The 24,354-nt window shown below is 38.7% G+C and carries 22 protein-coding genes, 1 tRNA gene and 2 pseudogenes; 6 read left to right on the top strand and 19 right to left on the bottom strand.

Annotated elements, in window-relative coordinates; all coding sequences use genetic code 11:
• Positions 1-220: 220 nt before the first annotated feature.
• From F3G75_RS09085 to F3G75_RS09040, 10 genes and pseudogenes are all read right to left on the bottom strand, one after another.
• Positions 221-311: transfer RNA gene (locus tag F3G75_RS09085), tRNA-Ser, on the bottom strand.
• A 106-nt stretch (positions 312-417) separates the two neighbouring features.
• A pseudogene (locus F3G75_RS09080) lies at positions 418-607 on the bottom strand (helix-hairpin-helix domain-containing protein).
• Between the two features lie 152 nt (positions 608-759).
• Positions 760-1,440, bottom strand: a complete 681-nt coding sequence (gene pyrF / locus F3G75_RS09075) for an orotidine-5'-phosphate decarboxylase (protein WP_149717313.1) — start codon at positions 1,438-1,440, stop codon at positions 760-762.
• A complete protein-coding gene (gene nusB / locus F3G75_RS09070; protein WP_085657769.1) occupies positions 1,437-1,832 on the bottom strand; it encodes a transcription antitermination factor NusB in 396 nt (131 codons plus the stop codon). Before nusB ends, pyrF begins: the two co-directional genes overlap by 4 nt.
• Position 1,833: 1 nt before the next feature.
• Positions 1,834-2,304 (bottom strand): 6,7-dimethyl-8-ribityllumazine synthase, encoded by a 471-nt coding sequence (gene ribH / locus F3G75_RS09065; RefSeq protein ID WP_021090940.1) that lies wholly within the window; start codon positions 2,302-2,304, stop codon positions 1,834-1,836.
• Between the two features lie 53 nt (positions 2,305-2,357).
• Entirely contained in the window at positions 2,358-4,790 is a 2,433-nt protein-coding gene (locus F3G75_RS09060) for a TonB-dependent hemoglobin/transferrin/lactoferrin family receptor (protein ID WP_149717312.1), read from the bottom strand.
• Positions 4,791-5,026: 236 nt separating this feature from the next.
• Positions 5,027-5,350, bottom strand: coding sequence for a DMT family transporter (locus F3G75_RS09055; RefSeq protein WP_149717311.1), 324 nt, complete (start codon positions 5,348-5,350; stop codon positions 5,027-5,029).
• On the bottom strand, positions 5,347-5,676 hold the full coding sequence (locus tag F3G75_RS09050; RefSeq protein ID WP_149717310.1) for a DMT family transporter: 330 nt from the start codon (positions 5,674-5,676) through the stop codon (positions 5,347-5,349). Before F3G75_RS09050 ends, F3G75_RS09055 begins: the two co-directional genes overlap by 4 nt.
• A complete protein-coding gene (kdsA, locus tag F3G75_RS09045) occupies positions 5,666-6,472 on the bottom strand; it encodes a 3-deoxy-8-phosphooctulonate synthase (protein WP_149717309.1) in 807 nt (268 codons plus the stop codon). Before kdsA ends, F3G75_RS09050 begins: the two co-directional genes overlap by 11 nt.
• Before the next feature lie 10 nt (positions 6,473-6,482).
• Positions 6,483-7,373 carry a DMT family transporter gene (locus tag F3G75_RS09040; RefSeq protein ID WP_149717308.1) on the bottom strand — a complete coding sequence of 297 codons (891 nt, stop codon included), beginning with the start codon at positions 7,371-7,373 and terminating at the stop codon, positions 6,483-6,485.
• A gap of 152 nt (positions 7,374-7,525) precedes the next feature.
• On the opposite strand from F3G75_RS09040, the gene der reads away from it, so the two are divergent.
• The 6 genes from der (at position 7,526) to F3G75_RS09010 (ending at position 14,827) form a co-directional block, all read left to right on the top strand.
• Positions 7,526-8,914: a ribosome biogenesis GTPase Der gene (gene der / locus F3G75_RS09035; protein ID WP_149717307.1), complete on the top strand. Its 1,389-nt coding sequence runs from the start codon at positions 7,526-7,528 to the stop codon at positions 8,912-8,914.
• Positions 8,895-9,416, top strand: coding sequence for a shikimate kinase (locus F3G75_RS09030; protein ID WP_149717306.1), 522 nt, complete (start codon positions 8,895-8,897; stop codon positions 9,414-9,416). Before der ends, F3G75_RS09030 begins: the two co-directional genes overlap by 20 nt.
• Before the next feature lie 371 nt (positions 9,417-9,787).
• Positions 9,788-10,750 carry a tryptophan--tRNA ligase gene (gene trpS, locus F3G75_RS09025; RefSeq protein ID WP_149717305.1) on the top strand — a complete coding sequence of 321 codons (963 nt, stop codon included), beginning with the start codon at positions 9,788-9,790 and terminating at the stop codon, positions 10,748-10,750.
• Positions 10,751-10,763: 13 nt separating this feature from the next.
• Entirely contained in the window at positions 10,764-11,204 is a 441-nt protein-coding gene (locus tag F3G75_RS09020) for a hypothetical protein (protein ID WP_021090475.1), read from the top strand.
• A gap of 9 nt (positions 11,205-11,213) precedes the next feature.
• Positions 11,214-12,458 carry a serine--tRNA ligase gene (serS, locus tag F3G75_RS09015; RefSeq protein WP_149717304.1) on the top strand — a complete coding sequence of 415 codons (1,245 nt, stop codon included), beginning with the start codon at positions 11,214-11,216 and terminating at the stop codon, positions 12,456-12,458.
• Positions 12,458-14,827: a tetratricopeptide repeat protein gene (locus tag F3G75_RS09010; RefSeq protein WP_149717303.1), complete on the top strand. Its 2,370-nt coding sequence runs from the start codon at positions 12,458-12,460 to the stop codon at positions 14,825-14,827. The genes serS and F3G75_RS09010 overlap by 1 nt, the downstream gene beginning before the upstream one ends.
• Positions 14,828-14,860: 33 nt before the next feature.
• Here F3G75_RS09010 and F3G75_RS09005 read toward each other — a convergent pair.
• From F3G75_RS09005 to F3G75_RS08965, 9 genes and pseudogenes are all read right to left on the bottom strand, one after another.
• Positions 14,861-16,109 (bottom strand): annotated as a pseudogene (locus F3G75_RS09005) (DUF2920 family protein).
• A 29-nt stretch (positions 16,110-16,138) separates the two neighbouring features.
• Positions 16,139-16,717 (bottom strand): hypothetical protein, encoded by a 579-nt coding sequence (locus F3G75_RS09000; protein ID WP_087585167.1) that lies wholly within the window; start codon positions 16,715-16,717, stop codon positions 16,139-16,141.
• A gap of 8 nt (positions 16,718-16,725) precedes the next feature.
• The gene (locus F3G75_RS08995) at positions 16,726-17,220 is read right to left on the bottom strand and encodes a TlpA family protein disulfide reductase (protein ID WP_149717302.1); all 495 of its coding nucleotides are present in this window, start codon (positions 17,218-17,220) and stop codon (positions 16,726-16,728) included.
• Positions 17,210-17,899, bottom strand: coding sequence for an ABC transporter ATP-binding protein (locus tag F3G75_RS08990; protein ID WP_054196145.1), 690 nt, complete (start codon positions 17,897-17,899; stop codon positions 17,210-17,212). Before F3G75_RS08990 ends, F3G75_RS08995 begins: the two co-directional genes overlap by 11 nt.
• Position 17,900: 1 nt before the next feature.
• Entirely contained in the window at positions 17,901-19,043 is a 1,143-nt protein-coding gene (locus tag F3G75_RS08985; protein ID WP_072593884.1) for an ABC transporter permease, read from the bottom strand.
• Positions 19,030-20,322, bottom strand: a complete 1,293-nt coding sequence (locus tag F3G75_RS08980; protein WP_149717301.1) for an ABC transporter permease — start codon at positions 20,320-20,322, stop codon at positions 19,030-19,032. The genes F3G75_RS08985 and F3G75_RS08980 overlap by 14 nt, the downstream gene beginning before the upstream one ends.
• Positions 20,319-21,698, bottom strand: a complete 1,380-nt coding sequence (locus tag F3G75_RS08975; RefSeq protein WP_149717300.1) for a Fe-S-containing protein — start codon at positions 21,696-21,698, stop codon at positions 20,319-20,321. Before F3G75_RS08975 ends, F3G75_RS08980 begins: the two co-directional genes overlap by 4 nt.
• 50 nt (positions 21,699-21,748) lie before the next feature.
• Positions 21,749-22,270, bottom strand: coding sequence for an iron transporter (locus F3G75_RS08970; RefSeq protein WP_084041674.1), 522 nt, complete (start codon positions 22,268-22,270; stop codon positions 21,749-21,751).
• Between the two features lie 20 nt (positions 22,271-22,290).
• Entirely contained in the window at positions 22,291-24,231 is a 1,941-nt protein-coding gene (locus F3G75_RS08965; protein WP_149717299.1) for an FTR1 family iron permease, read from the bottom strand.
• Positions 24,232-24,354 lie beyond the last annotated feature (123 nt).

The raw sequence follows: 24,354 nt of genomic DNA, 5'->3' as shown, positions 1-24,354 counted from the left end.
CAATATAACCAAAAAAATCATATTTTTAAAAAATGTGTGATCATTATAAAATTTTTACTTATAAATTTCACAAAAAATCATCAGTCTAAAATCTACAAACTTATAGTTAAGTTTTTACTAGGTAAGCAATTTTCTAACGCAGAAATAATTTAATTTTATATAAAGATATTTGAAAAATAATGTGAAATGATAATAAAAATTTATGATTATCTATAAGCAGTGGCGGACAGAGAGGGATTTGAACCCTCGAGCCCCGATTAAGAGCTGCACCCTTAGCAGGGGTGTGGTTTCAGCCACTCACCCATCTGTCCATAAAAAGAAATCGCATTATAATTGAAGGCCGCTGATATCTTGCTTAAATTTACATTTCGCAATTGCAGACCTTAGATAAAAAATCTAAAACAAAAATTTACAAATTTAGTCCTTCCAAAGCCACCATTTTAGCTTGGCTTTGTCTGGGTGTGGCATATTTACATAGTAGTAAACCATACGGTAAACATAGAGGATACACCTATAGCTGCCGCGTCCGAGCGCCTTTGTGCGCTCAAACATCTCGTCCGAATCTGCGCCATTTAGTAAAGCGATATCCTTAACCAAGTGCTAGTATATCTGCTTTAGTCGCCTAGCTAACATAGAGAATTTTCTTAAAATCACCCAAATTCGACTCTTCATCTCGCTTTGGCATCGTCTTTGTGTAACATTTTATAAAAAATTTACATAAAAGCTATGATTAAAATAACTTAATAACAAGCTCAAATATTAAATTTGCTCCAAAATTCGTTCACAAATTTCTCTTGGATTTACATTCTCATAAATCGGCCTACCAACAACGATAAAATCACTACCCTCTTGCTTTGCGCTCACTAAGTTTGCTACTCTTTTTTGATCTCCAGCGCTCTCGCCAAAAGGCCTAACTCCGGGACAAAGCGTAATAAATTTCTCGTTTGTAACATCTTTGATGAGCTTGCTTTCAAAAACAGAACAGACCATTCCATCAAGCCCTGATTTAAAGCTCATCTGGCTAAATTTTCTAACTGAGCGAGCAAGCGTATCGTTATAAACCATTTCAAATTCACTCTCGTTAAAGCTAGTAAGTGCCGATACTGCGAGTACTAAAGGACGGTTCCCAAGCCCAGCTAGCCTATCCATAACTGTCTTCATCGCACACTCACCAGCACTAGCATGCACATTTATCATATCTACACCGATTTTTGAGACTACTTCAGCCGCATCTGCCATCGTATTTGGTATGTCATAAAGTTTTAGATCAAGAAAAATTTTAAAACCTTCAATCCCTTTTAGCTCTTCTATAAATTTTGCCCCATCTCTAAGATAGCTTCTAAGCCCAACTTTTAACCAAAGATTAAGCCCTTTTAGCTCGCGAGCAAGGGTTAAATTCTCTTCGCGACTAGCCATATCAAGTGCGACACAGAGCCTCACAGATCACCCTTTAGCTTATCAAGTACGCCGTTTATAAATTTTGGTGCCTGATCACTTCCAAGCTCTTTTGCAAGCTCGATCGCTTCGTTTATGATAACAGCCTTATCAGTTTGGCTAAATTTCATTTCATAAAGTCCAAGTCTAAGGATGGCTAGTTCGGTTGCACCAACCTTGCTAAAATCGCCATCTTTAAGATATGGCTTTAAAATTTCATCTAGTTTTTCTTTATTTGCAAGTACCTCTTTAAAGGTCTGCTGCGCCTCATGTTTGCGCTCGTTTCTTATCTTTTTCTCTTCTAGAAATTCCTCTTCAAATGCAGCAGTTACTGGATTTATCTCGTTTGAGTATAGTAGCGAAACGACGGCCTGCCTGACCTGATGACGAGTCGCCATTTTACGCCTCCAAATTTTTATATAAGCTTAGCATCTCGATCACGCCCGTCATCGCTTCAAAGCCCTTGTTTCCGGCCTTTGAGCCCGCTCGCTCGATGGCTTGCTCAATGCTATCTACCGTTAGCACGCCAAATGTCACCGGTTTGCCGTATTTTAGCGTGACGTTTGCGATGCCCTTGGTAGTCTCGGCGCTAACATAGTCAAAGTGAGGCGTAGAGCCGCGGATCACCGCTCCCACGCAGCAAACGGCGTCAAATTTACCGCTGGCTAGCGCCTTTTCTAGCGCCATCGGTATCTCAAACGCACCCGGCACCAAAATGAGGCTCAAATTCGCCTCGTCGCCGCCGTGACGCAAAAACGCGTCCCTCGCGCCCTCGACCAGCCTATCGGTGATGATGTGGTTAAACCTCGCGCCCACTATGGCGACCTTCTCGCCGCCTTTTAGAGCCAAATTTCCTTCGATTATTTTCATTAATTTCTCCTTAGATTTTTGCCTAGTTTATCAAAATCTTATTTAAACTAAAGCTAATATCTAATCTCAAAAGAAACGCTAAAATTTCTACCAGGAGCAGTATACCGCTCAAGTCCGGTACCATCAAATTTAACATAGCTTTGGTTACCGTTATATCTAAGCTGTCTTAAATTTTCCCAAGTAGAATACTCTTTGTTAAAAATATTAAACACGCCTGCATTGATGCTGAAATTTTTACTGATCTTATAACCCATAGTTAAGTCAAAGACAAAATAGCTTTTACTTAGAAATTTATGTGCTTCTGGCTGTGTTGTGCCAGTTACTTTACCTGTATCTCTATCGACGATTATCTGAGAAAAATTTGGCGGTATTTTTGAAACCGCATCTTTTGCTTTTTTAGCTGCTACAAATTTGCTAGTTAATAAGAGATCAAATTTATTATCACTATACCCAAGTCCAGCCACTGCAGTAAACGGCTGAATAGCCATAAGTGAAGTTCCATCATTTTTTTTTCCACGCGCATAAGTCGCCTTTAAGCTTGCATATAAATTTTTATTTAAATTTAGCGCATCACCATTTACACGCGAATTTAGTTCCAAACCTTTTACGGTGGCCCTACCAACATTTACATGCTTAAAGTCGAGACTTTTTTTACTGTATTTTTTTACAAGCTCCCATGTCATAAAGTCATACTCTTCTATCTCATCAATACCAACATCATAATCAGTATCAATAAAATCTCTATATTTAGAATAAAAAGCACTAAGAGCAAATGCATAACTCTGACTTGACGACAATAAACTTACTTCATGATTAAAGGCTTTTTCTGGTTTTAACTCTAAATTTCTAACATATCTTGTACTGTCCCTAGGCGTATCAAAATACATCTCCTCGACTCTTGGTGCACGAAAACCAGTACTAAACGCATAGTTAATGCTCACATTGTTATTTATATTATATTCAGCTCCTGCATTGTAAGTAATAGCTTTAAATTTGCTATTTTTAAGATATGGCGTAGCCACCATTTTATATCCTGCACCAGAGGCAATATTTGCTTGCTCTGGTTTATAGACATATCTATCAAGCCTAACTCCATAGTTTAGACTTAAGGCTTCATTTAAACTCATATCGTCACCCAAAAAAACATATTCAAGAGTGCTTTTTACTGGCTGAGCAAAGGTTACGTCCGTTGCTTTAACCGGCTTAAAAGGATTTGCTGGATCTACGATAAAACCGCTACCGCTCCATTTTGTATTAAAACTTTGTCTAAGTTGTAAATTTCTATTTTTAAAGGTAGAGATGTGTCTGCCAAGACCAAAACTCAATATGTGAGAAAATTTACCTGCATTAATGTCGCCACTCATGCCGCTTATATCGAACTGTTTTTTGTCTTGAAAAAATTCATAGCTATCTTTTTGATCAAAACTTGAGTTGTATTGCATGTCGTTTGGATAGTTTGCATGATATCTTGTGAAATTTGACCTCTGCTGCACTCTTTGCTTATAAAAGCTTACCTTTAAATTACTTAATAAAGCATCATGGTCTGGTACAAACTCATAGTAAATTCCATATCTTTTGTAAGGGATGCTATCTCTTGTCTGCTTTCGATTAAGTGTTGCGGTGCTATTACTCTTCTCTTCTGTAAAATAGTTTTGCCTAAAGTCTTCATATGATGTATTTAAAAAATGCGAGTCAACCCTATAGCCAAATTTCATCAAATTTGAGTGCGTGCGAAATCTCACATCATCGGGTAAAATTCTACCAAAAGAGCAAAGCTCTGGGTATTTATCTGCCAAATACGAATCCTCTATACTAGTCCCCATTCCACAAAATGGCACATCATCCAACTTACCGCTGTAAAAATTCTTTGTCTGTTTGCCACGCTTATACGTATGCTGAAACAGTGTTTCGATCCCGCCTGCTTTTACGCCTGCACCTGCAACTTGTCTAAATTCACTATTTTTTGATGCATATGCGCTTTTGCTATAAAAACCAACATTTTGCCCATCCCTCACAAAGTCATCAACATTTTTTGTCTGCATACTAACGCTACCACCGATCGCACCACTACCTTTGTTTAATGAATTTGCACCTTTTATAAATTCTACACTGCTTATGTTTTCAAGCTCGGTGCTGTTTCGGTTTCCATTTAAAATCCCTAAAATATTGTAAGAGCGGGGCATAAAACTCTCAACGGCTTCCATTCCGTCTATTTTTAAAGAAACCCTATCACTATCTACACCTCGTATAGCATATCCATTATTACCACTTCTACCACCTTCTGTAACAGTTACGCCAGTTTCGTTTCGCACAAGATCTCGCTCAGAGAAAATTTGACCCTTTTTTAACTCGCTTTTACTAAGCTCTGTTTTTTTCGATGATATACCAGCCGCACTTACAACAACACCTTCTAGTAGCAGATCTTGCGATGCAAAGACTAAGCTGGATGCCATACTAGATACAAATAAAATTCTATAAATTCTCATAAAATCTCCTTGAATTTAAAACTAGTTTGAAAGTGTATTGCTATTTGTATAAATTTATTTTGAATTTAAAAATCAATATTTTGTAAAAAATAATATTTAATATAAAAACTTCTTAAAATTAGTTTTGATATTATTTTTTAGAATATATTAAGTAAATGAATTTTTAAGTTATGTATTTTAAAACCTATTCTTATCTTATCAAATTAACTTCATGTTCATGCTTCTAAATTTAGCACTTAAATGATCTTTAACATCACCACGCTAATGATGACGAGCGATAAAAAGAGGGCTTTTTCTAAATTTACCTTTTCGTTGTTAAATACCACGCCAACCAGCACCGCCCCAACAGCTCCCATGCCCGTCCAGATAGCATACGCCACTGACATCGCCATCGCCTGCATCGCGTAGCTAAGAAGCCAGAGCGAAAGGGCGAAATTTGCGACCAAAATCAAAAAATTCGCCGCCTTTTTCACGCCGAAGCTTTTTTGAAATTTGGTTAGAAAAAATACGCCCAAAACCTCGCAGCACCCGGCCGCCAAAAGAGCTAAAATATGCGTCAAGATTTTAGCCTTTTTAGCCCCAGCACTCCCGCGATCAGCGTCGCTATGAAAAATAGCCGCAAAGCATCTGGCATCTGGCCGCTTGAGCCGTATTCGCTAACGCTTTCGGCGACCACGATAAAAAATGCTCCAAATCCCACAAATACGGTATATGCAACGCTAACGGGCAAGTATTTCATAGCCTTCATAAACGATACGAAGCTAACGCAGACTAACGCGGCGGTAAGCGCGAATGCTACGGCGTTTTGGGCGTGTTTTAGCCCGTACGCCCAGCCACACTCAGCCACCGCGCCGCCTAGCACCCACAAAAAGCCCTTAGTTTGCATCGCCTAGGGCGTCTTTTATCTTAAAAATTTGAGCGATATTTGCGTCTAGCTCGTCCAAATTTAACATATTCGGCCCGTCGCAAAGCGCCTCGCAAGGATTTACGTGCGTCTCATAAAAAAATCCGTCCACGCCCGCAGCCGCCGCCGCACGCGCCAAATACGGCACGAATCTCGCGTCCCCGCCGCTTTTTTCGCCAAGAGCACTTGGCATCTGCACGCTGTGAGTCGCGTCGAAAATCACGGGCGCATATTCGCGCATGAGTACCAAATTTCGCATATCTACGACTAAATTTCCGTAGCCAAAGGTGCTGCCTCGCTCGGTTAGCCACACGCCGTTTTGCTTAGCGACCTCGTATCCGTCGCCCTTTACGCCGCGCGTTTCTAGCACTTTTTTAACCGAGTGCTTCATCGCAGATGCTGCTAAAAACTGCCCCTTTTTGATATTTACCACCGCTTTTGTTTTAGCCGCAGCTACGAGCAGATCGGTCTGGCGACATAAAAACGCGGGGATTTGCAGCACGTCGGCTACTTCGCCTACGGGTGCGGCCTGGTAGCTCTCGTGGATATCGGTTAAAATTTTAAAGCCGAATTCCTTTTTTACCTTGGCTAAAATTTCGCACCCTTTTTCAAGTCCGGGCCCGCGAAACGAGCTTATACTCGTGCGATTTGCCTTGTCAAAGCTTGATTTGAAATAAAAATCTATCCGCTTATCTTCGTTAAATTTAACTAGCCTTTTTGCCACGTCAAAAACGAGCTGCTCGCTTTCTATGACGCAAGGCCCTGCTATTAGTATCATTTTTTCTCCTTTATTTTTCTTTCACAACTAAAATTCCACTCACTACAACAAGCACGATGCCCATAAGTGCTAGGTGATTTGGCAACGCATCGCCCATAAAATAGCCAATTATCAGCGTAAAGATGACGTCTGCATAACTAACTGCAGCGATCACTCCAGCCTTTTTACCAACCGCGAACGCCTTTGTCATGTACGACTGAAAAAAATATCCACTAAGCCCCATTAGCAAGATAAAAACAACGTTATACCAGCTTGGCATGCTAAATTTTGAAAACAAAAAATCAAGTGGCTCGTAGGTGAAAAATTCTGCCAAACCCATGCAAATAAGTGGCAAAAACGAGCCCCAAAGCATAAAACTTAGCACGATAACGTTCGTGCCGTAACTCTTGTTTAGCTCCTTGACACTCGTGTATGCGATCGCCGCACCAAGGCCACTCCAAACACCGATAATATCAGTCTTGCTTATGCCTAAATTTGGCTGGATAACAAGCAAAATTCCACCAAATCCCAAAAATACAGCAAACCAGCCAAGTGAGCTTAGTCGCTCTTTGAAAATAAAAGCTGCGAGGATGGCTGTAAAGATTGGATTTGTCTTTTGAAATGTAAAAGCTGTGGCCAAATTTACATGAGCAACATTGTAAAAAAAAGCAAAAAGTGCGACCGTGCCCACAAAGCCACGAAACATCAGTAAAAAAAAGTGTCCACCAGCTTGCTTAAATGGAAATCTATAAATGGCATAAATAACGATAAAAAGGCCTATTAAATTTCTAAAAAATACAACTTCGATAGATGGCATATCTTTGCTAAGATACTTTGCAAATGCGCCAGTAACGGCAAACATAAAGCAAGCAAAAAGCATATAAAAAATACCAAGATGCGAAATATAAAACCTTTTTAACATCACAAGACCTTTAAATTTAAAATAGCCATTTTAATGAAAAGTGGCTTAAATTTTGGTTGATTTTTTCTTTTATTTTGGCGCTTTTAAGCAAATTTTTATACTTTATATAAGTCAAAAATTTGTATAATCAGCCATCACGAAAAGGACAAAATTTGCAAAAAGTAATATTAGTAGGCAAGCCAAATGTCGGCAAAAGCTCACTTTTTAACCGCTTAGCTGGTCGTCGTATCGCTATAACAAGCGATGTTAGCGGCACGACAAGAGATACGAACAAAGCTAAGATAGAGGTTGAGGGCAAAGAGTGCATTTTAATCGATAGTGGCGGGCTTGATGATAGTAGCGAGCTTTTTAAAAATGTAAAAGCAAAGACCTTGGCAGAGGCTAAAAATTCAGACGCCATTTTATACATGGTCGATGGCAAAATGATGCCAGATGATGAAGATAGAGCCATTTTTTACGAGCTTAGCAAGCTAAATTTACCAATCGCGCTAGTCATCAATAAAATTGACAGCAAAAAAGATGAGCAAAGGGAGTGGGAATTTATAAGCTTTGGCGCGAAAAATTCATTTGGAATTTCCGTAAGCCACAACACAGGCATAGATGAGCTTAGCATGTGGCTAGCAAAGCATATAGAAGACAAAGTACAGATAAAGGCCGATACGAGTGAAGATTTTGATGATTTTTTAGAAAACTATAACGACGAGGGTGAGCTAAGCGACGAGATAGACTACGAGAGCAAAAACATAAGAGTTGGTATCATCGGCCGCGTAAATGTCGGCAAAAGCTCACTTCTAAACGCTCTTGTAAAAGAGAGCCGAGCTGTTGTTAGCGACGTCGCAGGCACTACGATCGACCCAGTCAATGAAATTTACGAGCATGACGGCAGGGTTTTTGAGTTTGTCGATACTGCTGGTATCAGAAAGCGTGGCAAGATCGAGGGCATCGAGAGATACGCGTTAAATAGAACTGAGAAAATTTTAGAAGAAACAGACGTGGCACTACTCGTGCTTGATAGCTCTGAACCGCTAACCGAGCTTGATGAGCGTATCGCTGGTATCGCCTCTAAATTTGAGCTTGGCGTCATCATCGTGCTAAACAAATGGGATAAAAGCAGCGAAGAATTTGACGAGCTTTGCAAAGAGATAAAAGATAGATTTAAATTTCTAGCATACGCACCTATTATCAGCGTTTCAGCACTTGGTGGCAAAAGAGTGCATAAAATTTATCCACTCATCATTGAAATTTACAAAAACTACACCCAAAAAATCCAAACTTCAAAGCTAAATGAAGTGATCGGCGAAGCGACCAAAGCGCACCCACTGCCACGAGATAAAGGCAGGGTTGTGAAAATTTACTATGCAGTGCAGTTTAAGACCGCACCTATCATGATAGCACTCATCATGAACCGCCCAAAGTGCCTGCACTTTAGCTACAAACGCTATTTAACAAACAAACTTAGAGAGAGTTTTAACCTAACTGGCGTGCCTATCGTGCTAATCCCTAAAAAACGTGGAGAGAGCGATGAAAACAAAGAACAATAATATCGTTTTGATAGGATTTATGGGCGTTGGTAAGGGCACGACTGCAAGGGCTTTAAGCAAGGCGCTAAAGACGATGAACCTTGACTGCGACGACTTACTGGAAAGCTCACAAAACATGAAGATAAAAACCATTTTTGAAGAGTATGGAGAGGAGCATTTTAGGCAGCTTGAGAAAGACCTTGCTAAATTTTTAGCAACAAATGTCAAAAATAGCATTATTTCAACTGGTGGTGGTTTCGCAAAGGTTAAAAATTTAAAGAAAATTGGCACTGTAATCTATCTAAAAGCTAGTTTTGATGCGATCATGCAAAGGCTAAAAAATAGCAAAAATAGCGAGAAAAAGCTCGCCAAACGTCCGCTTTTAAGCGATCTAAAAAAAGCTGAGGCACTTCATCTGGAGCGCGAGAAGCTTTATGAGAAAAAGGCTGATTACATCGTCGAAGTTGAGGGTAAAACTCCAAAGCAAATCGTAAAAGAGATAAGGATGCTTTTAAAAATTTAATTGTAAAGTGGCGTGAATGCTGCTTGTAACGATAAATTTTAAGATCAGGCTAGATGCCAAAAAAGTCTAACCTGATGTTAAAAATTTAGACGTTTTAGCAAAGAATTTTTGTTTAGGCAAGGCGAAATTTTGTTTTTAAGCCGAGGCTAGAAATTTAGTCTGCGAGATAAATTTTAAGATTAGACTAGATAAAAGTATCTACCCTGATGTTAAAATTTAAAAAAAGCATTTTGGCAAAGTATCGTGAGATGATTTTGATAGTTGTGTAGAAATTTTAAGCCGAGGCTAGACACATAGTCTGCCGAAAACTTAAAATTTCAAATCTCTATCAAAAGTGCTCACGAGAAAAAGCCAAAATTTGAAAGGATAAGATGAGAGTATTAACCGGCCTCCAACCCTCCGGCAAACTACACCTTGGCAACTACTTTGCCTCGATAAAACAGATGGTTGATATGCAAGAGCAAAATGAGATGTTTATGTTTATAGCAAACTACCACGCGATGACGAGCCTTAGCGAGGCCAAAGCCCTAAAGCAAAACACTTTTGAGGCTGCGTGTGCGTTTTTGGCACTTGGGATTGATCCAAATAAAAGTATATTTTGGGTGCAAAGTGACGTTAAAGACGTGCTTGAGCTTTACTGGGTACTAAGCCAGTATACGCCTATGGGGCTTCTTGAGCGCGCGCACAGCTATAAAGATAAAGTCGCAAAGGGCCTTAGCTCGCACCACGGACTCTTTAGCTATCCGGTTTTAATGGCAGCTGACATCTTGCTTTATAACGCACAGGTCGTGCCTGTGGGCAAAGACCAGATCCAGCACGTAGAAATCGCTCGTGATATCGCGATAAAATTTAACAACGAACATGGAGAAATTTTTACATTGCCTGAGGCGAAGATCGATGAAAATGTCGCCACCGTGCCTGGCACAAACGGTGAAAAGATGAGCAAAAGCTATGGCAATACAATCGACATCTTTGCCGACACTAAAACGCTTAAAAAGCAAATTTCTAGCATCGTGACAGACGGCACACCGCTTGAAGAGCCAAAACAATGGCAAAACTGCAACGTATATAATATCGCCAAACTTTTCTTGGACGAAAGTGAGCAAAAAGAGCTTCAAGCTAGATATGAACGTGGTGGCGAGGGTCACGGGCACTTTAAAGCTTATCTAAATGAGCTTATTTGGGACTATTTTAAAGATGCGAGAGAGAAATTTGAGCATTATCAAAATAATCCTGACGAAGTGTCTGGAATTTTAGAAATAGGAGCCAAAAAGGCAAGTAATGTTGCTCAAACAACAATAAAAAAAGTTCGTGAAGCAGTCGGAATTTATTAATAAAGGAAAAAATATGCAAAATTTATATCCATACGCACAGATAGTTCATCTTTTCTGTGCAATCATCTTTGTTGGTTACCTCTTTTTTGATGTAATCATTTTTAAGGCAGCTTGTAAAAAAATGCCACCTGAGCTTGCTCAAAAGGCAAAACAAGCTATCGGTTCAGTTGCTATTAAGATAATGCCACTTTGTATCTTGCTTTTGGTATTAACTGGAGGCATGATGATGAGTAACTGGGTCGGATCAAAGGCTGGAGGCTACTTTGAGACAAATTTACAAATCATTTTTATGATCAAATTTTTCTTAGCGATGCTAATCGTAGCTGCGGTGATTACAAATTTGAGCTGCAAATTTATATTTAAACGCCCTAGCCCACTTGGCAACATCCACCCATTTGCACTAACAGCGGCAGTTTTTATCGTACTTTTTGCAAAAGTTATGTTTATGGTTTAAGGATACGGAATGATAAATTTAAAACTACTCGAGACAAATTACGATGAATTTGTAAAAAAACTTGAGGGAAAAAATGTAAAAGCTGGGCTACTTGACGAGCTTTTACAAACTTTTAACGAGCTAAAACAAAAGCGCAAAGCACTTGAAAATTTTCAAGCGATCCAAAACGCAAAGAGTAAAGAGCTTGGCATAAAGGCAAGAGCAGGTGAAGACGTAAGTGAGCTTAAAAATGAGCTAAATTTAAACAAAGCTGCACTTTCTGATGCTGATGATATCGTTAAACAATATGAAGAAAAGCTTGAGCAAATTTCATTTAACGTGCCAAATATCACCGATGATGACGTGCCATTTGGTAAGGACGAAGACGATAATGTCTGCATCAAAACAGTGCTTGAGCCAACTAAATTTAGCTTTACACCAAAAGAGCACTGGGAGTTAGGCGAGAGCCTTGGTTGGCTTGACTTTGAAAGGGGCGCAAAGCTCTCAGGATCTCGCTTTACCGTGCTTCGCGGCATGGGAGCAAGGCTTAGTAGAGCGCTTGTTAATTACATGATCGACTTTAACAGCTCACGTGGCTTCGAGCTTGTAAATGTCCCTTATCTAGTAAGCTCAAACACACTTTTTGGTACTGGTCAGCTACCTAAATTTGAAGAGGACCTTTACAAAGTACGCGACGAGGACCTCTATCTCATTCCAACTAGCGAAGTGCCTGTGACAAATTTATACAATGACACGATCATTGAAGCTGAGCAGTTACCTATAAAGATGACTTGCTACTCAGCATGCTTCCGCCAAGAGGCAGGCTCAGCAGGACGTGATACTAGAGGTATGATCCGCCAGCACCAGTTTGAAAAGGTCGAGCTAGTAAGTATCACAAAGCCAGATCAAAGTGAAGACGTGCTAAATGAGATGGTAGCGTGCGCGAGCGATCTACTAACTAGCCTTGGACTTCCTCACCGCCATATGCTTCTTTGCAGTGGCGACCTTGGCTTTAGCGCGGCAAAGACAATAGACCTTGAGGTTTGGCTACCAGGTCAAGGCAAATATAGAGAGATTAGCTCTATTTCCAATACTCGTGATTTTCAAGCAAGGCGTGCAAAAATTCGTTTTAAAGATGGCAAGAAAAATATGCTTGTAAATACGCTAAATGGCTCAAGTCTAGCTGTGGGTAGGACGCTAATAGCACTAATGGAAAACTACCAAAAAGCAGATGGCACTATCGAAATTCCAGAAGTTCTTAAAAGGTATATGTAGTGGCTGAAGAAGAGGTTGTAGTTTTAAAACCACCTGGCGAGCAAGCAGAGCAAGCGCCTGAAGAGGCAAAAGCCGAGACACCTGAAGAGATCGTCTCGCTTGAGAGCATCGCAAGTGAGGGTGTGCTACAAGATGAGAGCATCCCAGAGCCAATCCCTGTAAAAAAGAGCAATAAAAAGCTCTTTATAATAGCAGGTGTGGTCGCTCTAGTACTTATCATCTTGATAGTGGTTTTGCTAGTTATCTTGCTAAAGAAAGACAAAAAAGAGAACATAGATACTGCAAGTATCGTAAAAAATATAGAAAACAACTACCAAACGCAAAATTTTGGCGCTTCAAAGATCGATGAAATGATAAATAAGGCCAATCAGCTTTATGAGCGTGGTAATAAATTTGAAGCGTTAAAAATTTATGAAAACATAGCTGTTTATAACCAGTCTCTCTCAAACTACAACCTCGGCGTTTCTCAGATGAAACAAGAAAGATGTGATGAGGCGATCATATCTTTTAATAAAGCCATAACCGATAGAGAAAATACGGCGGTTAGTGCGATAAACGCTGCCGCTTGCTCACTCGAGCTAAATAACACCAAAAATTTTAACTACTATATAGGACTTGCTGACTCATTTTTGCAGTATGAAAATAACTCGCCACTTTATAGCTATTACTACGCGCTTATAAACTATTATAAAGGCAACTATTACGAGGCGCTTCAAGCACTTTCTCATCCAAATACTGCGGATTATAAAAATGAATATGCGTATTTAAGTGCAAAAATTTTATCACTCCTTGGAGATGATGAGAGAGCAATAGCTAAGCTTGAGAGCCAAAAGGCATTTAAAGCCGACTTCACGCTAGCACAGCTCTATGCAAGACTTGGCAAATACGACAAGGCAAGGGATTATCTAACAAAAGCTTCTAAGAATACGCCAAATATCGATCTTATCAAGATGACTGAAGCGCTAATCGATCTAAAAACTTCTGACTACAGCGATGCAGCAGCATTTATAAAAGATGTTTACGACTACAATGCTTCTTTGCCAAGTAAAATTTACAAGATAAAAACGATACTAAAGCCTGATCTTTTTGATGTCAGCCTAGCTCAGGCACACTTTAGCGACGATATGTTTTTTGATAGAACAAGGCGCTATGAGACGCTTTTTTACTTCGCACCTTACAAGGTCTTTGATGCAAAACAGAGTATCGAGCAGATAAGAAAAGGCGGCGTTAGCGTCTTTTTAGACGATACTTCAGCAGCAAATGACTATCTTAGCCAAAGTGCAGCTGCTTCAAAAGTAAATGCAAAACTTAGCGAAGCTATTGCAAAAGCACTAAGCTACCGCTTAAAAGAAGCAAATAAAGAATTTGAAGAGCTAGCCAGTACTTATCCAAATCACTCTATCTTGCAATACAACCTTGCTCTAAGCTACGCTCAGCTTGGAAATTTTAGCCTTGCAGCAAAGCACTTCATAGCAAGCTATCACCAGGATGTAAATAACCATCTTGCAGGTATTTTTGGGGCGATTTGTCTAGATATAAATAGAAATTTAAACCCAAAACTCATTGAAGAGATCGGCGAAAATTTAGAAAACGATAAGAGTTTAAAGCCTGTAAATTTATATGCCTCGCTTCTAAGCCTGATTAGTGGCAACCAAAGTGCGATGATAAGATGGCTTGAAGAGCCAAAAGAGCAGACAATGCTAAATTTAGCCTTTGATATCATCATCGCAAAAGTAACAAACAATGATGAGCTAATGGCAAAGAAAGCTGATGAACTACTAAAAATTTTGCCAAATGATATTATTGCAAATATCTTAAATTTCATCTCGAAAAACAAAGAGCAAAATGTCAAAGAGTATGCAAAAGCGATACAAATTCACTTTAATGGCAAGCAGCTTAACTCAAACGCTTTCTATCACGGTGCTGATATCATCAAAAAACAATACATCAAGCTACTTCAAATTTCGGGCTTACTTACAAGAGAGCGTGATAAATTAAGAGCTGAGCTAAAAAATACTCCAAAGAATATAAATTTAATCCAAACTCTGGCCTATGTCGATATCTTTACAAACGATTTTGAGGAGAGCTATAAACTTTATAATCAAGTAATCGATGAGTTTAAAGTAAATGACGCTAGCACATTGTTTTTAGCATCTGTGGCTGCGACAGGAGCTGGAAAAGTATCAAACGCGATCGCACTTTTAGAGCTAACAAAACTAAATGATGCTAGTGCTATCGAAAATAGAATAGCTCTTGGCCTAATGTATCAGCAGATAGACAATATAAAAGCAGCTCTTATGCAATACAGCAAAATAGGAAATGTTGAGTATGAAAGCGAATTTTACGACTTTGAGATAGATAATGACTGATAAAAACTAGGTCTTTATGAGCCTAGTTAAATACTAAGCAATATCTAAAATTTCAAGATTTATTTGATCTAAGACTTCACTAAATTTATAGATCGTATCGCCGCATTTATACTCAATACTCTTGCTGCTCTTCTTGTTTTTTTGAGATAAAATTTTCTCCATCATACTGGGAAGCTCTTTTTGTAAAAGTAGTTTATAAGACATCCCCATCCCATGCGTTAGAGACTTTATAAATTTGCCATCAACCTCACTCCCATCTTTTATCATATGTAGTGTTGCGTTAAATTTAAGCTTCTTAAGAGCCTCGTAAAGCTCGATTTTATCCTTTGCTGGAGCTATTTCTTTATCGCAAATACAGTGATAGCTCACGTAAATTGGCTTTTTATAGCTGCTTTGAACATTTAAATGATCTAAATTTAGGATGTTTCTTATCTCTTCTCTTGCGTCAATAAAATAGTATGGTGATTTTTCATTAAGCGTCCAGTAGGTCTTATCAAAAAAAATAAATATATAAATTTTGATACAAAGTGTCAGTACCAAAACAAAAATAGTTAGTAAAATCTATCTCTTTACCAAAGCCAATAAGACGCCATAAAAATATGGCATAAGAGCTATTATCTATCACGGCATCAACTAGCCATGGAGCGATCTTAGCACACATATGTGCCAGATATCCACCATGTGAGCTACCTACCATTATCACTGGCAGATGTTCAAATTTGGCATTATTTATATATTTTTTTGTGTAAAGCACAGCATTTAGCACATCCATTGCTTGCATAACGCCAAAATTTTGATATTCATTTTTTGTTGGCACCATCGTAATGCTAGCATTTAGTCTAAAATCAGCCGGCAAAATACCTCTCTCTTTTCGAATAGTAATCTCTTTGCTGAGAAATTTAAGCAGCAAATCAATCTTCTCGTGGCAGTCGATACTTTTTAGATCAATTGGTAAATTTATACCTATGCTTGATAGTTCTCTTGTTAAGATTTCGCGATCTATATCATCAAGTCCAAATTTCGCCCCAAGCTGTGGGCGGTTGCCTATGCAGTGATAATCCACACTAATGCATGCAACATCATAAGTCTCTGCCATAGTCCGAATAAGATTAGCTCTATATCCAAGGTCAGAGTCTTCTCCAAGCCCAGGGATAATTACCAAAAGAGCTTTTGCATCTTTGGCATTGTCATAACAGGAATAAAAGGAGAGAGGAGAGCTTCTTTTTATACCAAGCTCAATATCATCACAAGATAAAATTTCATAGCTTTCATCAACTAGCATTTAAATCCTTTTAAATTTACTAATTTCTCCTATTTTTGCGAGACATTATAAAAAAAGCTAACGATCTGTTTTGCTAGGCGTTCTTTAAAAAATGGCCAAATGTAGCTTGGCGAATAGACATTGCCAGCTTGCATAAGCGAAATATTTGTCGCCTTTTCGCCACCATTTTTTGGACGCACTAGCACGCTTACTTGCATGTGATAAGTATAGCTATTTGTACTAAAGTCATCATCGTCGTAATAGCCAAATGGGAAAAACATCGAGTAGCCAAAGCCAAAGCTTGGTCTACCAAAGCCATATCCCATCCCCATTGAAAATCTAGGATCTCTTTTGATTATCCTAGAAAAGCTTTGCACATCGCCAAGGATGATGAAGTCAGCATTCTTGATATTTGGCTCGTTTCTAAAACCAGCCTTTATAAATTCGCTTAAAATTTCAGCATTTACATCTTGTCCGGTCGCACTATTTTTAAAATTTACATAGACGCTTCTGTTTGATTCATTAAGCGTAAAAAAGATCGGATCACTCGTTTTGACCGAGATATTTGGAGTGCTACTAGCACATCCAACAAAAAATACCGCTAAGACAAATAAAAAGAAATTTTTCATATTCACTCCTACAAGAGCGATCTTATAGCACTTTCAAGTACACTTTTTGGTGTAAGACCGATAAATTTTGATCGCATCTTACCATCTTTATCAAAAAAATAGATAACTGGCACGCCCATGACGCCACCAACTGCCTTACTAAAGTAATCAACTGAAACCTTGTCACTCGTAGTTTTAAAGGTGATGTTGTGCTCTTTTAAAAGCTCAATATCTTTATCAAAGCCTTTACTAGGTCCTAAAACACCAATGAATTGAACCTCTTTACCATACTCTTTTTCAAGTGTATTTAGATCAGGTATAGCAGCCTTGCACACTCCGCAGTCCGTACCAAAGAAAAATAGCATATATGGCTTATCACCTATCTTTAGCCTCTTTTCTGTTGGAAAAAACTGCGTATCAATGCCGCTTGAGTCATTTAGCGTAATGTGATGCTTCTCATACTGCTTGACGCAGCCCATAACTAGGGCTGAGACTAGATATAAAAATAAAATTTTATATCTCATTTGGCACCTTTGGGTTTTCAATAGTGCGAATTTTCTCTAGCTTACCATGTCTTAGATAGACGATCTTATCGCCATACTCGCCAAGATCAGGGTTGTGAGTTACTAGAAGTATCGTCTTGCCATCTTTTCTTAGCTTGCAAAATAGATCAAGTATAACTCTTTCATTTGCTTCATCAAGGTTACCAGTTGGCTCATCTGCTATTAAAATTTCAGGATCGTTTATGAGTGATCGAGCGATACAAAGGCGTTGTTGCTCGCCACCACTTAGCTGACTTGGTCTGTGCGTTAGCCTGTGAGAAAGACCAACTGCCTCAAGTGCCTTTTTAGCGTCCTCTTCATCAACTGAGCTGTGATAGTACTGAGCGATCATCACATTTTCAAGTGCACTAAGATATGGCACTAAGTGAAACTGCTGAAAAATAAGACCGATCTTTTCACGTCTAAATTTAAGTGTATCATCAGCATTTAGATTGCTCGCATCATCGCCACCAAGCATATAAGTGCCACTACTTGGAGTATCCATTAGTGAAAGGATATTTACAAGCGTACTCTTACCACTACCACTTGGCCCCATTACGCTGACCCACTCACCTTTTTTAACCTCAAAATTTATATCATCAAGTGCTTTAACATCACCAAAAATTTTACAAATATTTTTTAATTCTAGTGCATTTTGCATATCATTCTCCTCTTAATGTATCTGCCATTTTATTATTAAGTGCCCGTTTGATCGGATAAAATGCTGCGATCGCTGCAAATAAAAGCGATATTATCACAGCTACTGGGATGCTTAAAATTCTAAAATCAATACTAGAATCAAATATCGCATAACCTAAAATTTGAGCTAGTAAATATCCTAAAAATGCACCAACTAATGCTGAGATGAGCGCTGTCACAAATGTTTCAAAGCCAAATAGCTTTAATACATCTTTTTTGCTTGCACCTATGGCTCTTAGAAGTGCGATCTCCTTTGAGCGAGAGAGCAAGATAGCACTAAGCGTTGTATTTACGCACATTGAAGTAATGAGCAAAATAACAAGGCTAACAAGTGCCATTAATAGCTTTATTTTCTCCAAAATATAGCCCTCAGACTTTGAGACCTTTGCCACTGGTTTTGCAGCTATTTCATCATTGCTTATAGTCTTTGCAAGCGATGTTATCTCGTCAAAGTTACCAAGCACAACAGCTTCAGCATAGTTTATTTTGCCAGCTTTATTTGAAATTTTTTGAGCCAAAGATAGTGACGTGATCAAAAGTGCATCCTCTTTATCGCCGCTTGCGACTACGCCTTTTATCTTTACATTTATGCTCTCATTTGAGCCAATGGCGCGAATTTCTATATCATCGCCTGCTTTAAAGCCAGCCTGACGAGCTAGATCGACGCCTATTAGCACATTTTTATCGTCAAAATCAACATTTATCATCGTTCCATCTCTAACATCTAAGAATGGTTTAACTTTTTTTAGATTGCTAAATTTTGTTCCCATGACGATAGCGTTTGTTGGACCGATATTTGCCTGAGCAAAGAGATAACCGCTCTCACCAAGAAGCTTGTCTTTTGGCACTTTAGCGATCATTTCATTGTAAGTTTTTTCACTCATATCATCGCTTGTAGCCATATCTTTTGGAGCAAAGATCATATTTGCACCATAAGTTTTTAGCTCGCGTGAGACTTTAGAGTCAATGTCAAGATAGACATTGACAAATGCAGCACACACGCATGCTCCAAGCAAGATAGAGATCACGATGACCATTACTCTTGATGAGCCGTTTTTTAAACTTTTATAAATTGTATTGTAAAAGAATTTGCTATTTGCGGTCATATAGCACCTCCGCAGGTAGTAAATTTATGACGTTTCTCATTGGCATTAGCGAGCCAACGACTGAGATAAGTAGGGCAAATGCCACGCTGATTGGCAGCACGATCCACGCTATGCCTATGCCGTGAGAGAAGATAATGTAAGACATCACGTAGCTTAGTACGTATCCTAAAAATGCTCCAGTGATGCCCGCAAAAAATGCAACCACAAGGCTTTCGCTAGCAAAAAGGGCGTAAATTTCAAAGTTACTTGCGCCTATGGCTTTTAAAAGACCGATCTCTTTTTTGCGGCGGTAAATTTCACTTGTCATTAGCGATGTTATACCAATGGCTGAAACCACAAGAGCGATGATGCTAACGATACCCATTAGGCTTTGGATTTTCTTTACGATATTACTCTCCGCATCACTTACTTGAAGGCTTGCCTTTGCGCTAACATTTGGTAAATTTTCTTCTATCTGAAATGCGATTGATCCTGCATAGGCTGAGCAGTACCATTTATCGTACTCTGCGCTATCAAGATTGTCTAAATTTCTTCTTGCTTTTAACGATAGGTCATTCTCTGGGATCGTCATGGCTGAGACTTCAGCTTTTGTATATGAGCCAGGATGCCCTGAGAGATCACCAGCGAGTTTGAGCGAGCCTATTAGCTTATGCGTCTCATCACTAGCTCCTTTTAAAATTCCAACTATTCTAACCTCCCTTGTGCCATTTTTGCCCACAAGGCTAAGCTTGTCGCCAACCTTTAAATTTTTAGCCTTAGCAAGTTCTTCACCAACTAAAATTTCATCCATGCTTTCATCTTTTGGCCAAACACCCTCAACGCCCCAAAATCCATACAAACTCTTAACGCCTGTACTAAATTCTGGCTCATCTTTTAGACCGACATTTTTATCAAAATAGGTTCCTTCAAAGGCAAATTCAATTCCTTTTTCATCTTTAACTTTTGCCTCTAAAAACGGCGCAAAAGCAACGATATTATTTCTCCAAAAGATCTCTTTTATCTTGTAGATATCAGCTTCTGGGAGTAAATTTTGTGATTTTAGTGGAGTGAAATTTTTACCCTCGATCTCGATGCTTAAACTCTCACCGCGCGGTAAAACAACGATATTTGAGCCATATCCTCTAAGCTCGGTTGCTACTTGATCGCCGATTTTTAGTGTAATGTTTAGCATGCAAGCTATCAAAAGAGCAGCTAGCAAGATAGTGATAAAGGCCATCGTCTTTTGCACCTTTGAGCCCGTGATCGAGCTTTTTATCATTCTTAGTTGCATATTTTTCATTTTAACGTTCCATTTGTTTCTACATATTTTTCTGGATTTGCTTCAAATTTCGCCTGAGTTTCGTTATTTTCAAAGAAATATGTGCGTCCATAATATAAATATGATCTTGACTCAAGGTTGCTCACTTTTTTGCGACTAACTGGGTCAAGCACCATTTTTTCGACAACCTTACTAAAGAAATTTGCTCCATCTGTAATGGTTTTATAATCAACTATGATATTTTTACCATCGAAGATAAATGGCATTGGTATCGGATTGCAACCACCTTCTTTACCAACTGATGGCAAGAAAATTCTAACATTACAAGAGATACAAATAAGATCATTTCCTCTTTTTATATAGCCCATATCGCCGCAAATCATACAAGAGTCAAAGACGATGACAGGCGATACACGGTCGCTAAAGCGGTTTAACAAGAAAAATCTTATCTGTTTGCCCTCATCTGTTATATAAGCAAATCTGTGAAGTTCATTATCTTTTAGCATATCAACATCAAATATAAATTTATCTCCCACTGGCTCAACCAAGACTGGCTCTGAAATTTCAGGTGGACGAGATGCGTAAAGATCATAATAGAGCGAAAATCCAAGTGCTATCAAAATACTACAAAATGCAAATTTTGCATTATCAGAAATATTTTCTCTAATGGCTTTTATAAAGCGGTATTTGATAGAACCAAATTTATTTTTATCAATACTTTTTGGCATAAAGAAAAGTACAGTGATGCATAAAAGTAAGATCACAAAGATATAAAAATAAGTACCAAATTCTGATACGTAAATACCTTTTGCACTGATAGATAGAATTTGAGAGTTTAACTCACTACTTATTTTTAAAGCCCCAGCACGCAAAAGCTCAAGTGCTGTCTGAGAGCTCCTATCGATTAGCAAGAAAACTAAAGTGATAAGGGCTAAAGTTTTAGCTATTAATGGAGAAACGCTAGATTTTAAATTCGAAATAAAAAAGAATAAAAATACGAGTAAAATCATTGCAAATATCATTAGAAAGAAGCTAATAACCGAAAGCGTATCTAGTAGCTCACCACCAAATAGCGGGAATAACACACTGCTTGAACTATAGCCAAAGCCAAAGCCGATGCCTAAAATAAAAAACGTTACAATTTTTGCTATCTTAAGCTCAAGAAATATCCATAAAACGCTAATTAGTAGAAAAACTAGCGTCACTGAATCGATGAAAATTTTAAACTGATCATCTATAAGTGCGTGACGAACGACTTTAAAAATAAATACGCCAGCTACGACTCCAAAAAGTGACGGTAAAAAGAGTGTTTTTAAACTTTTATCCTTGTTATTTAAGGCAGCAAAAAGCGTAAATCCAAGGAGGGCTAAAAAGACCTGATAGAAATAAATTGACATAACTAAACCCTGTGAGAATTTTTTAAAAGGGGCGAGAACGCCCCTGGTGATTATTTAACAGGACCACCTGTCCATTGAAATTTATAAGTTGTTGTGAAAGGCTCAAACCATTTACCAACACCGCTCTCTTTGTCAGCGTGGCGACCAAAACCTTGTTTTTCTGGATTGTCGATGTGGAATTTAAGCTCATAGTTACCAACACCTGTATCCATTTTTACGTTAGCACCGTAGTGTGGGCCATCGCTTGCAACCATTGGCATAAAGGTACCTTTTTTAACTTTGCCGTTATCAAGGTTTTTTAGCTCGTAGTTAATCTTTAGGTATGGGATCCACTCACCTTCGCCAAAGCCGTTTTTATTACCAGCAATAGCGTGTATGTCAGCTTCTAGGTGAAAATCAGCTAGGCTTGGAGCTAGGTCAATACCCTTTGGTTCCATGTCGATTGGTTGCAAATAAACTGCAGCTATCTCCATACCATTAGCCTCTACAGGCTCGCCGATTGGGTGCTCACCAGCAAGTGCAAAACCAGCTGCTAGGCTAAGTGCTAGAGCTGAACTAAGAATTTTATTCATATTCTCTCCTTTAAATAAGATTAATTTTTATTTTGTTTTGATTTCATGATAACGATGCCTATAACTAGGGCAAGCACCATAATGATTTGAGGTACTAAGCTCTCATAATATGGCTGAAGTCCTAGCCAGTCTCTCATCCAGTCAGGGAAGCTAAGTCCTTTTATGATAGTTGGGATGAAAATTTTGCCCTCAACTAGTTCGCCAACACCCTTGCCAACAAAGACGATCGACATGTAAAAGATGATCGCTGACGTAAATATAAAAAATGGTTTAATAGGAATTTTAACAGCAAAAATTTTAAATAAGAAATAGACTATTAAAAGAACGATAAGACCTACGACAAAGCCAGCTGCAATCATTGAGTAGCCAGCTGAGTCTTTTGCGTCAAAGATAAGTGCCTGATAAAATAGCACTGTCTCAGCGCCCTCTCTAAATACGGCTAAAAATACAGTCCACCAAAGCGCTGTGCTTGAGCCACTTGAGATAGACTCAGATACGTGAGATTTGATGTAGTCGTTCCATTTTTTAGCACCAGCATTTGAAAGAAGCCAGAAGCCAACATAAAATAGAAGTCCCACTGCAACAAGCATCGTGATGCCTTCCATAAGCTCTCTTTTTTGACCTGCTGCCTCGCCAAAGATGACGTTCATGATCCACGCCATAACAAAGCTTAAGATGACAGCCACGCCAACTGAGCTATATACGACCTTACCCATAGCTTTTGCATTGCCAGTTTTTACAAGGTATGCAACGACGGCTGCAACGATGATAAGAGCCTCAAAGCCCTCTCTTAAGATGATAGTTAGTGCCCAGATAAATAGCGTCCAAGGTGAGCTTGAACCGCTAGTTTTTTCAAGTGCGGCTGCTAGCTGAGATGACATCTTGCTTGCGCTTTCTTGAAGAGTTTTTTCGTCTACACCTGATTTCATAAGGGCTACAAGATTGCCAAATGTAGCTTCAATAGCTGTTTTTAAATTTACATCTATTGCGCCTACTTTATTCTCCATACCGCTACCTTCAAACTCATCAAAGTAGATGTCTTGGATATCGCCCATAGCTTTTTTTACATCACCATTTTTATAAAGTGTGATAGCAACTTGAATTTTGTCGTTTATGTTTTGAACGACTTTGGTATAATCTGCACCACTATCTTCTTCAGAAGCTGCTTCTACATCACTCATATCAACTTTTGCTAGTTTTGCAGTATCAGCTGGGAGTTTTGAGACAGCGTCATAAGCTAGCTTTTTGATCTCTTCTAGCTTTACTTTAAAGTCATCTTTTGTTATGCCATTTGTGATGCCGCTTATTGCTTCACCCATCTTTCTTTGGATGTCAGCATCTATGCTTTTACCATTTTCTATATGCTGACGAATAGCGATTTCAAGTTGAGTATTTCTGTAATCTGTAAATTTAGCATCTTGAATAGCACTTTTGGCGTCATCTTGCTTATCGCTCTCATAGCTTGCTATTGCTTTATCTAGATCGGCTGATAAATTTGCAAATGCCACCTTCCACTCAGGGATAAATTTAGAAGTATCATAATCAGTTGTAGCAGCTTGAGCTGGGCTGTCTGAATACTCACCAACTAGTCTATGTCCTTTTAAGATAACTGGTAGAACTTCAGCGATCTCGCTATTTATCTGATCTATTCTTTTTTGCACATCATCTGGCGCTTCGCCTGCTTTTATCGCCTTTCTGATCTCGCCAAACTGCTTCTCCATAGAGTAAGCTTTTTTCTGACCTAAATTTATTCTGATGCCAGCTTCAACATCTTCAAACAAGCCAAAATAAGCATTTTGAGTATCACTGACCGCTTGTTCAACATTGCCCGCTCTATACTCTGTTATTACTTTTTGTAGCGACTCTTTTATCTGAGCTGCGACCTGCTCATAGTCGTCATTTTTTGCCATAAGCCAAATAGGCAACAACATAATTAGCATAAATTTTAAGAATTTATTCATTAAATAAACCACCTGTGAGATTTTTTTGAAGTGAATATTATCAAGGCTTTACTTTGATTAAAATAAAAACGATTATCATAAAATAGAGCAAATTGAGATAATAAAAAGAAATTTGTCTTCAAA

Origin of the sequence: Campylobacter concisus (assembly GCF_902460705.1) — a bacterium.
In the GTDB taxonomy this organism is placed as follows: Bacteria; Campylobacterota; Campylobacteria; order Campylobacterales; family Campylobacteraceae; genus Campylobacter_A; species Campylobacter_A concisus_Z.
The sequence above is the reverse complement of the archived record's forward strand: the minus strand, read 5'-3'. Positions and strand labels throughout refer to the sequence as shown.

Bases quoted from the DNA above. Each gene is read 5' to 3' on its own strand.
- serS (WP_149717304.1), top strand. From the start codon at position 11,214: ATGATAAATTTAAAACTACTCGAGACAAATTACGATGAATTTGTAAAA.
- F3G75_RS08980 (WP_149717301.1), bottom strand. From the start codon at position 20,322: ATGAAAAATATGCAACTAAGAATGATAAAAAGCTCGATCACGGGCTCA.
- F3G75_RS08995 (WP_149717302.1), bottom strand. From the start codon at position 17,220: ATGAGATATAAAATTTTATTTTTATATCTAGTCTCAGCCCTAGTTATG.
- kdsA (WP_149717309.1), bottom strand. From the start codon at position 6,472: ATGATACTAATAGCAGGGCCTTGCGTCATAGAAAGCGAGCAGCTCGTT.
- F3G75_RS08970 (WP_084041674.1), bottom strand. From the start codon at position 22,270: ATGAATAAAATTCTTAGTTCAGCTCTAGCACTTAGCCTAGCAGCTGGT.
- trpS (WP_149717305.1), top strand. From the start codon at position 9,788: ATGAGAGTATTAACCGGCCTCCAACCCTCCGGCAAACTACACCTTGGC.
- F3G75_RS09000 (WP_087585167.1), bottom strand. From the start codon at position 16,717: ATGAAAAATTTCTTTTTATTTGTCTTAGCGGTATTTTTTGTTGGATGT.
- F3G75_RS09030 (WP_149717306.1), top strand. From the start codon at position 8,895: ATGAAAACAAAGAACAATAATATCGTTTTGATAGGATTTATGGGCGTT.
- F3G75_RS09040 (WP_149717308.1), bottom strand. From the start codon at position 7,373: ATGTTAAAAAGGTTTTATATTTCGCATCTTGGTATTTTTTATATGCTT.
- ribH (WP_021090940.1), bottom strand. From the start codon at position 2,304: ATGAAAATAATCGAAGGAAATTTGGCTCTAAAAGGCGGCGAGAAGGTC.
- F3G75_RS08965 (WP_149717299.1), bottom strand. From the start codon at position 24,231: ATGAATAAATTCTTAAAATTTATGCTAATTATGTTGTTGCCTATTTGG.
- F3G75_RS09020 (WP_021090475.1), top strand. From the start codon at position 10,764: ATGCAAAATTTATATCCATACGCACAGATAGTTCATCTTTTCTGTGCA.
- nusB (WP_085657769.1), bottom strand. From the start codon at position 1,832: ATGGCGACTCGTCATCAGGTCAGGCAGGCCGTCGTTTCGCTACTATAC.
- F3G75_RS08985 (WP_072593884.1), bottom strand. From the start codon at position 19,043: ATGACCGCAAATAGCAAATTCTTTTACAATACAATTTATAAAAGTTTA.
- F3G75_RS09060 (WP_149717312.1), bottom strand. From the start codon at position 4,790: ATGAGAATTTATAGAATTTTATTTGTATCTAGTATGGCATCCAGCTTA.
- F3G75_RS09050 (WP_149717310.1), bottom strand. From the start codon at position 5,676: ATGCAAACTAAGGGCTTTTTGTGGGTGCTAGGCGGCGCGGTGGCTGAG.
- F3G75_RS08975 (WP_149717300.1), bottom strand. From the start codon at position 21,698: ATGTCAATTTATTTCTATCAGGTCTTTTTAGCCCTCCTTGGATTTACG.
- F3G75_RS08990 (WP_054196145.1), bottom strand. From the start codon at position 17,899: ATGCAAAATGCACTAGAATTAAAAAATATTTGTAAAATTTTTGGTGAT.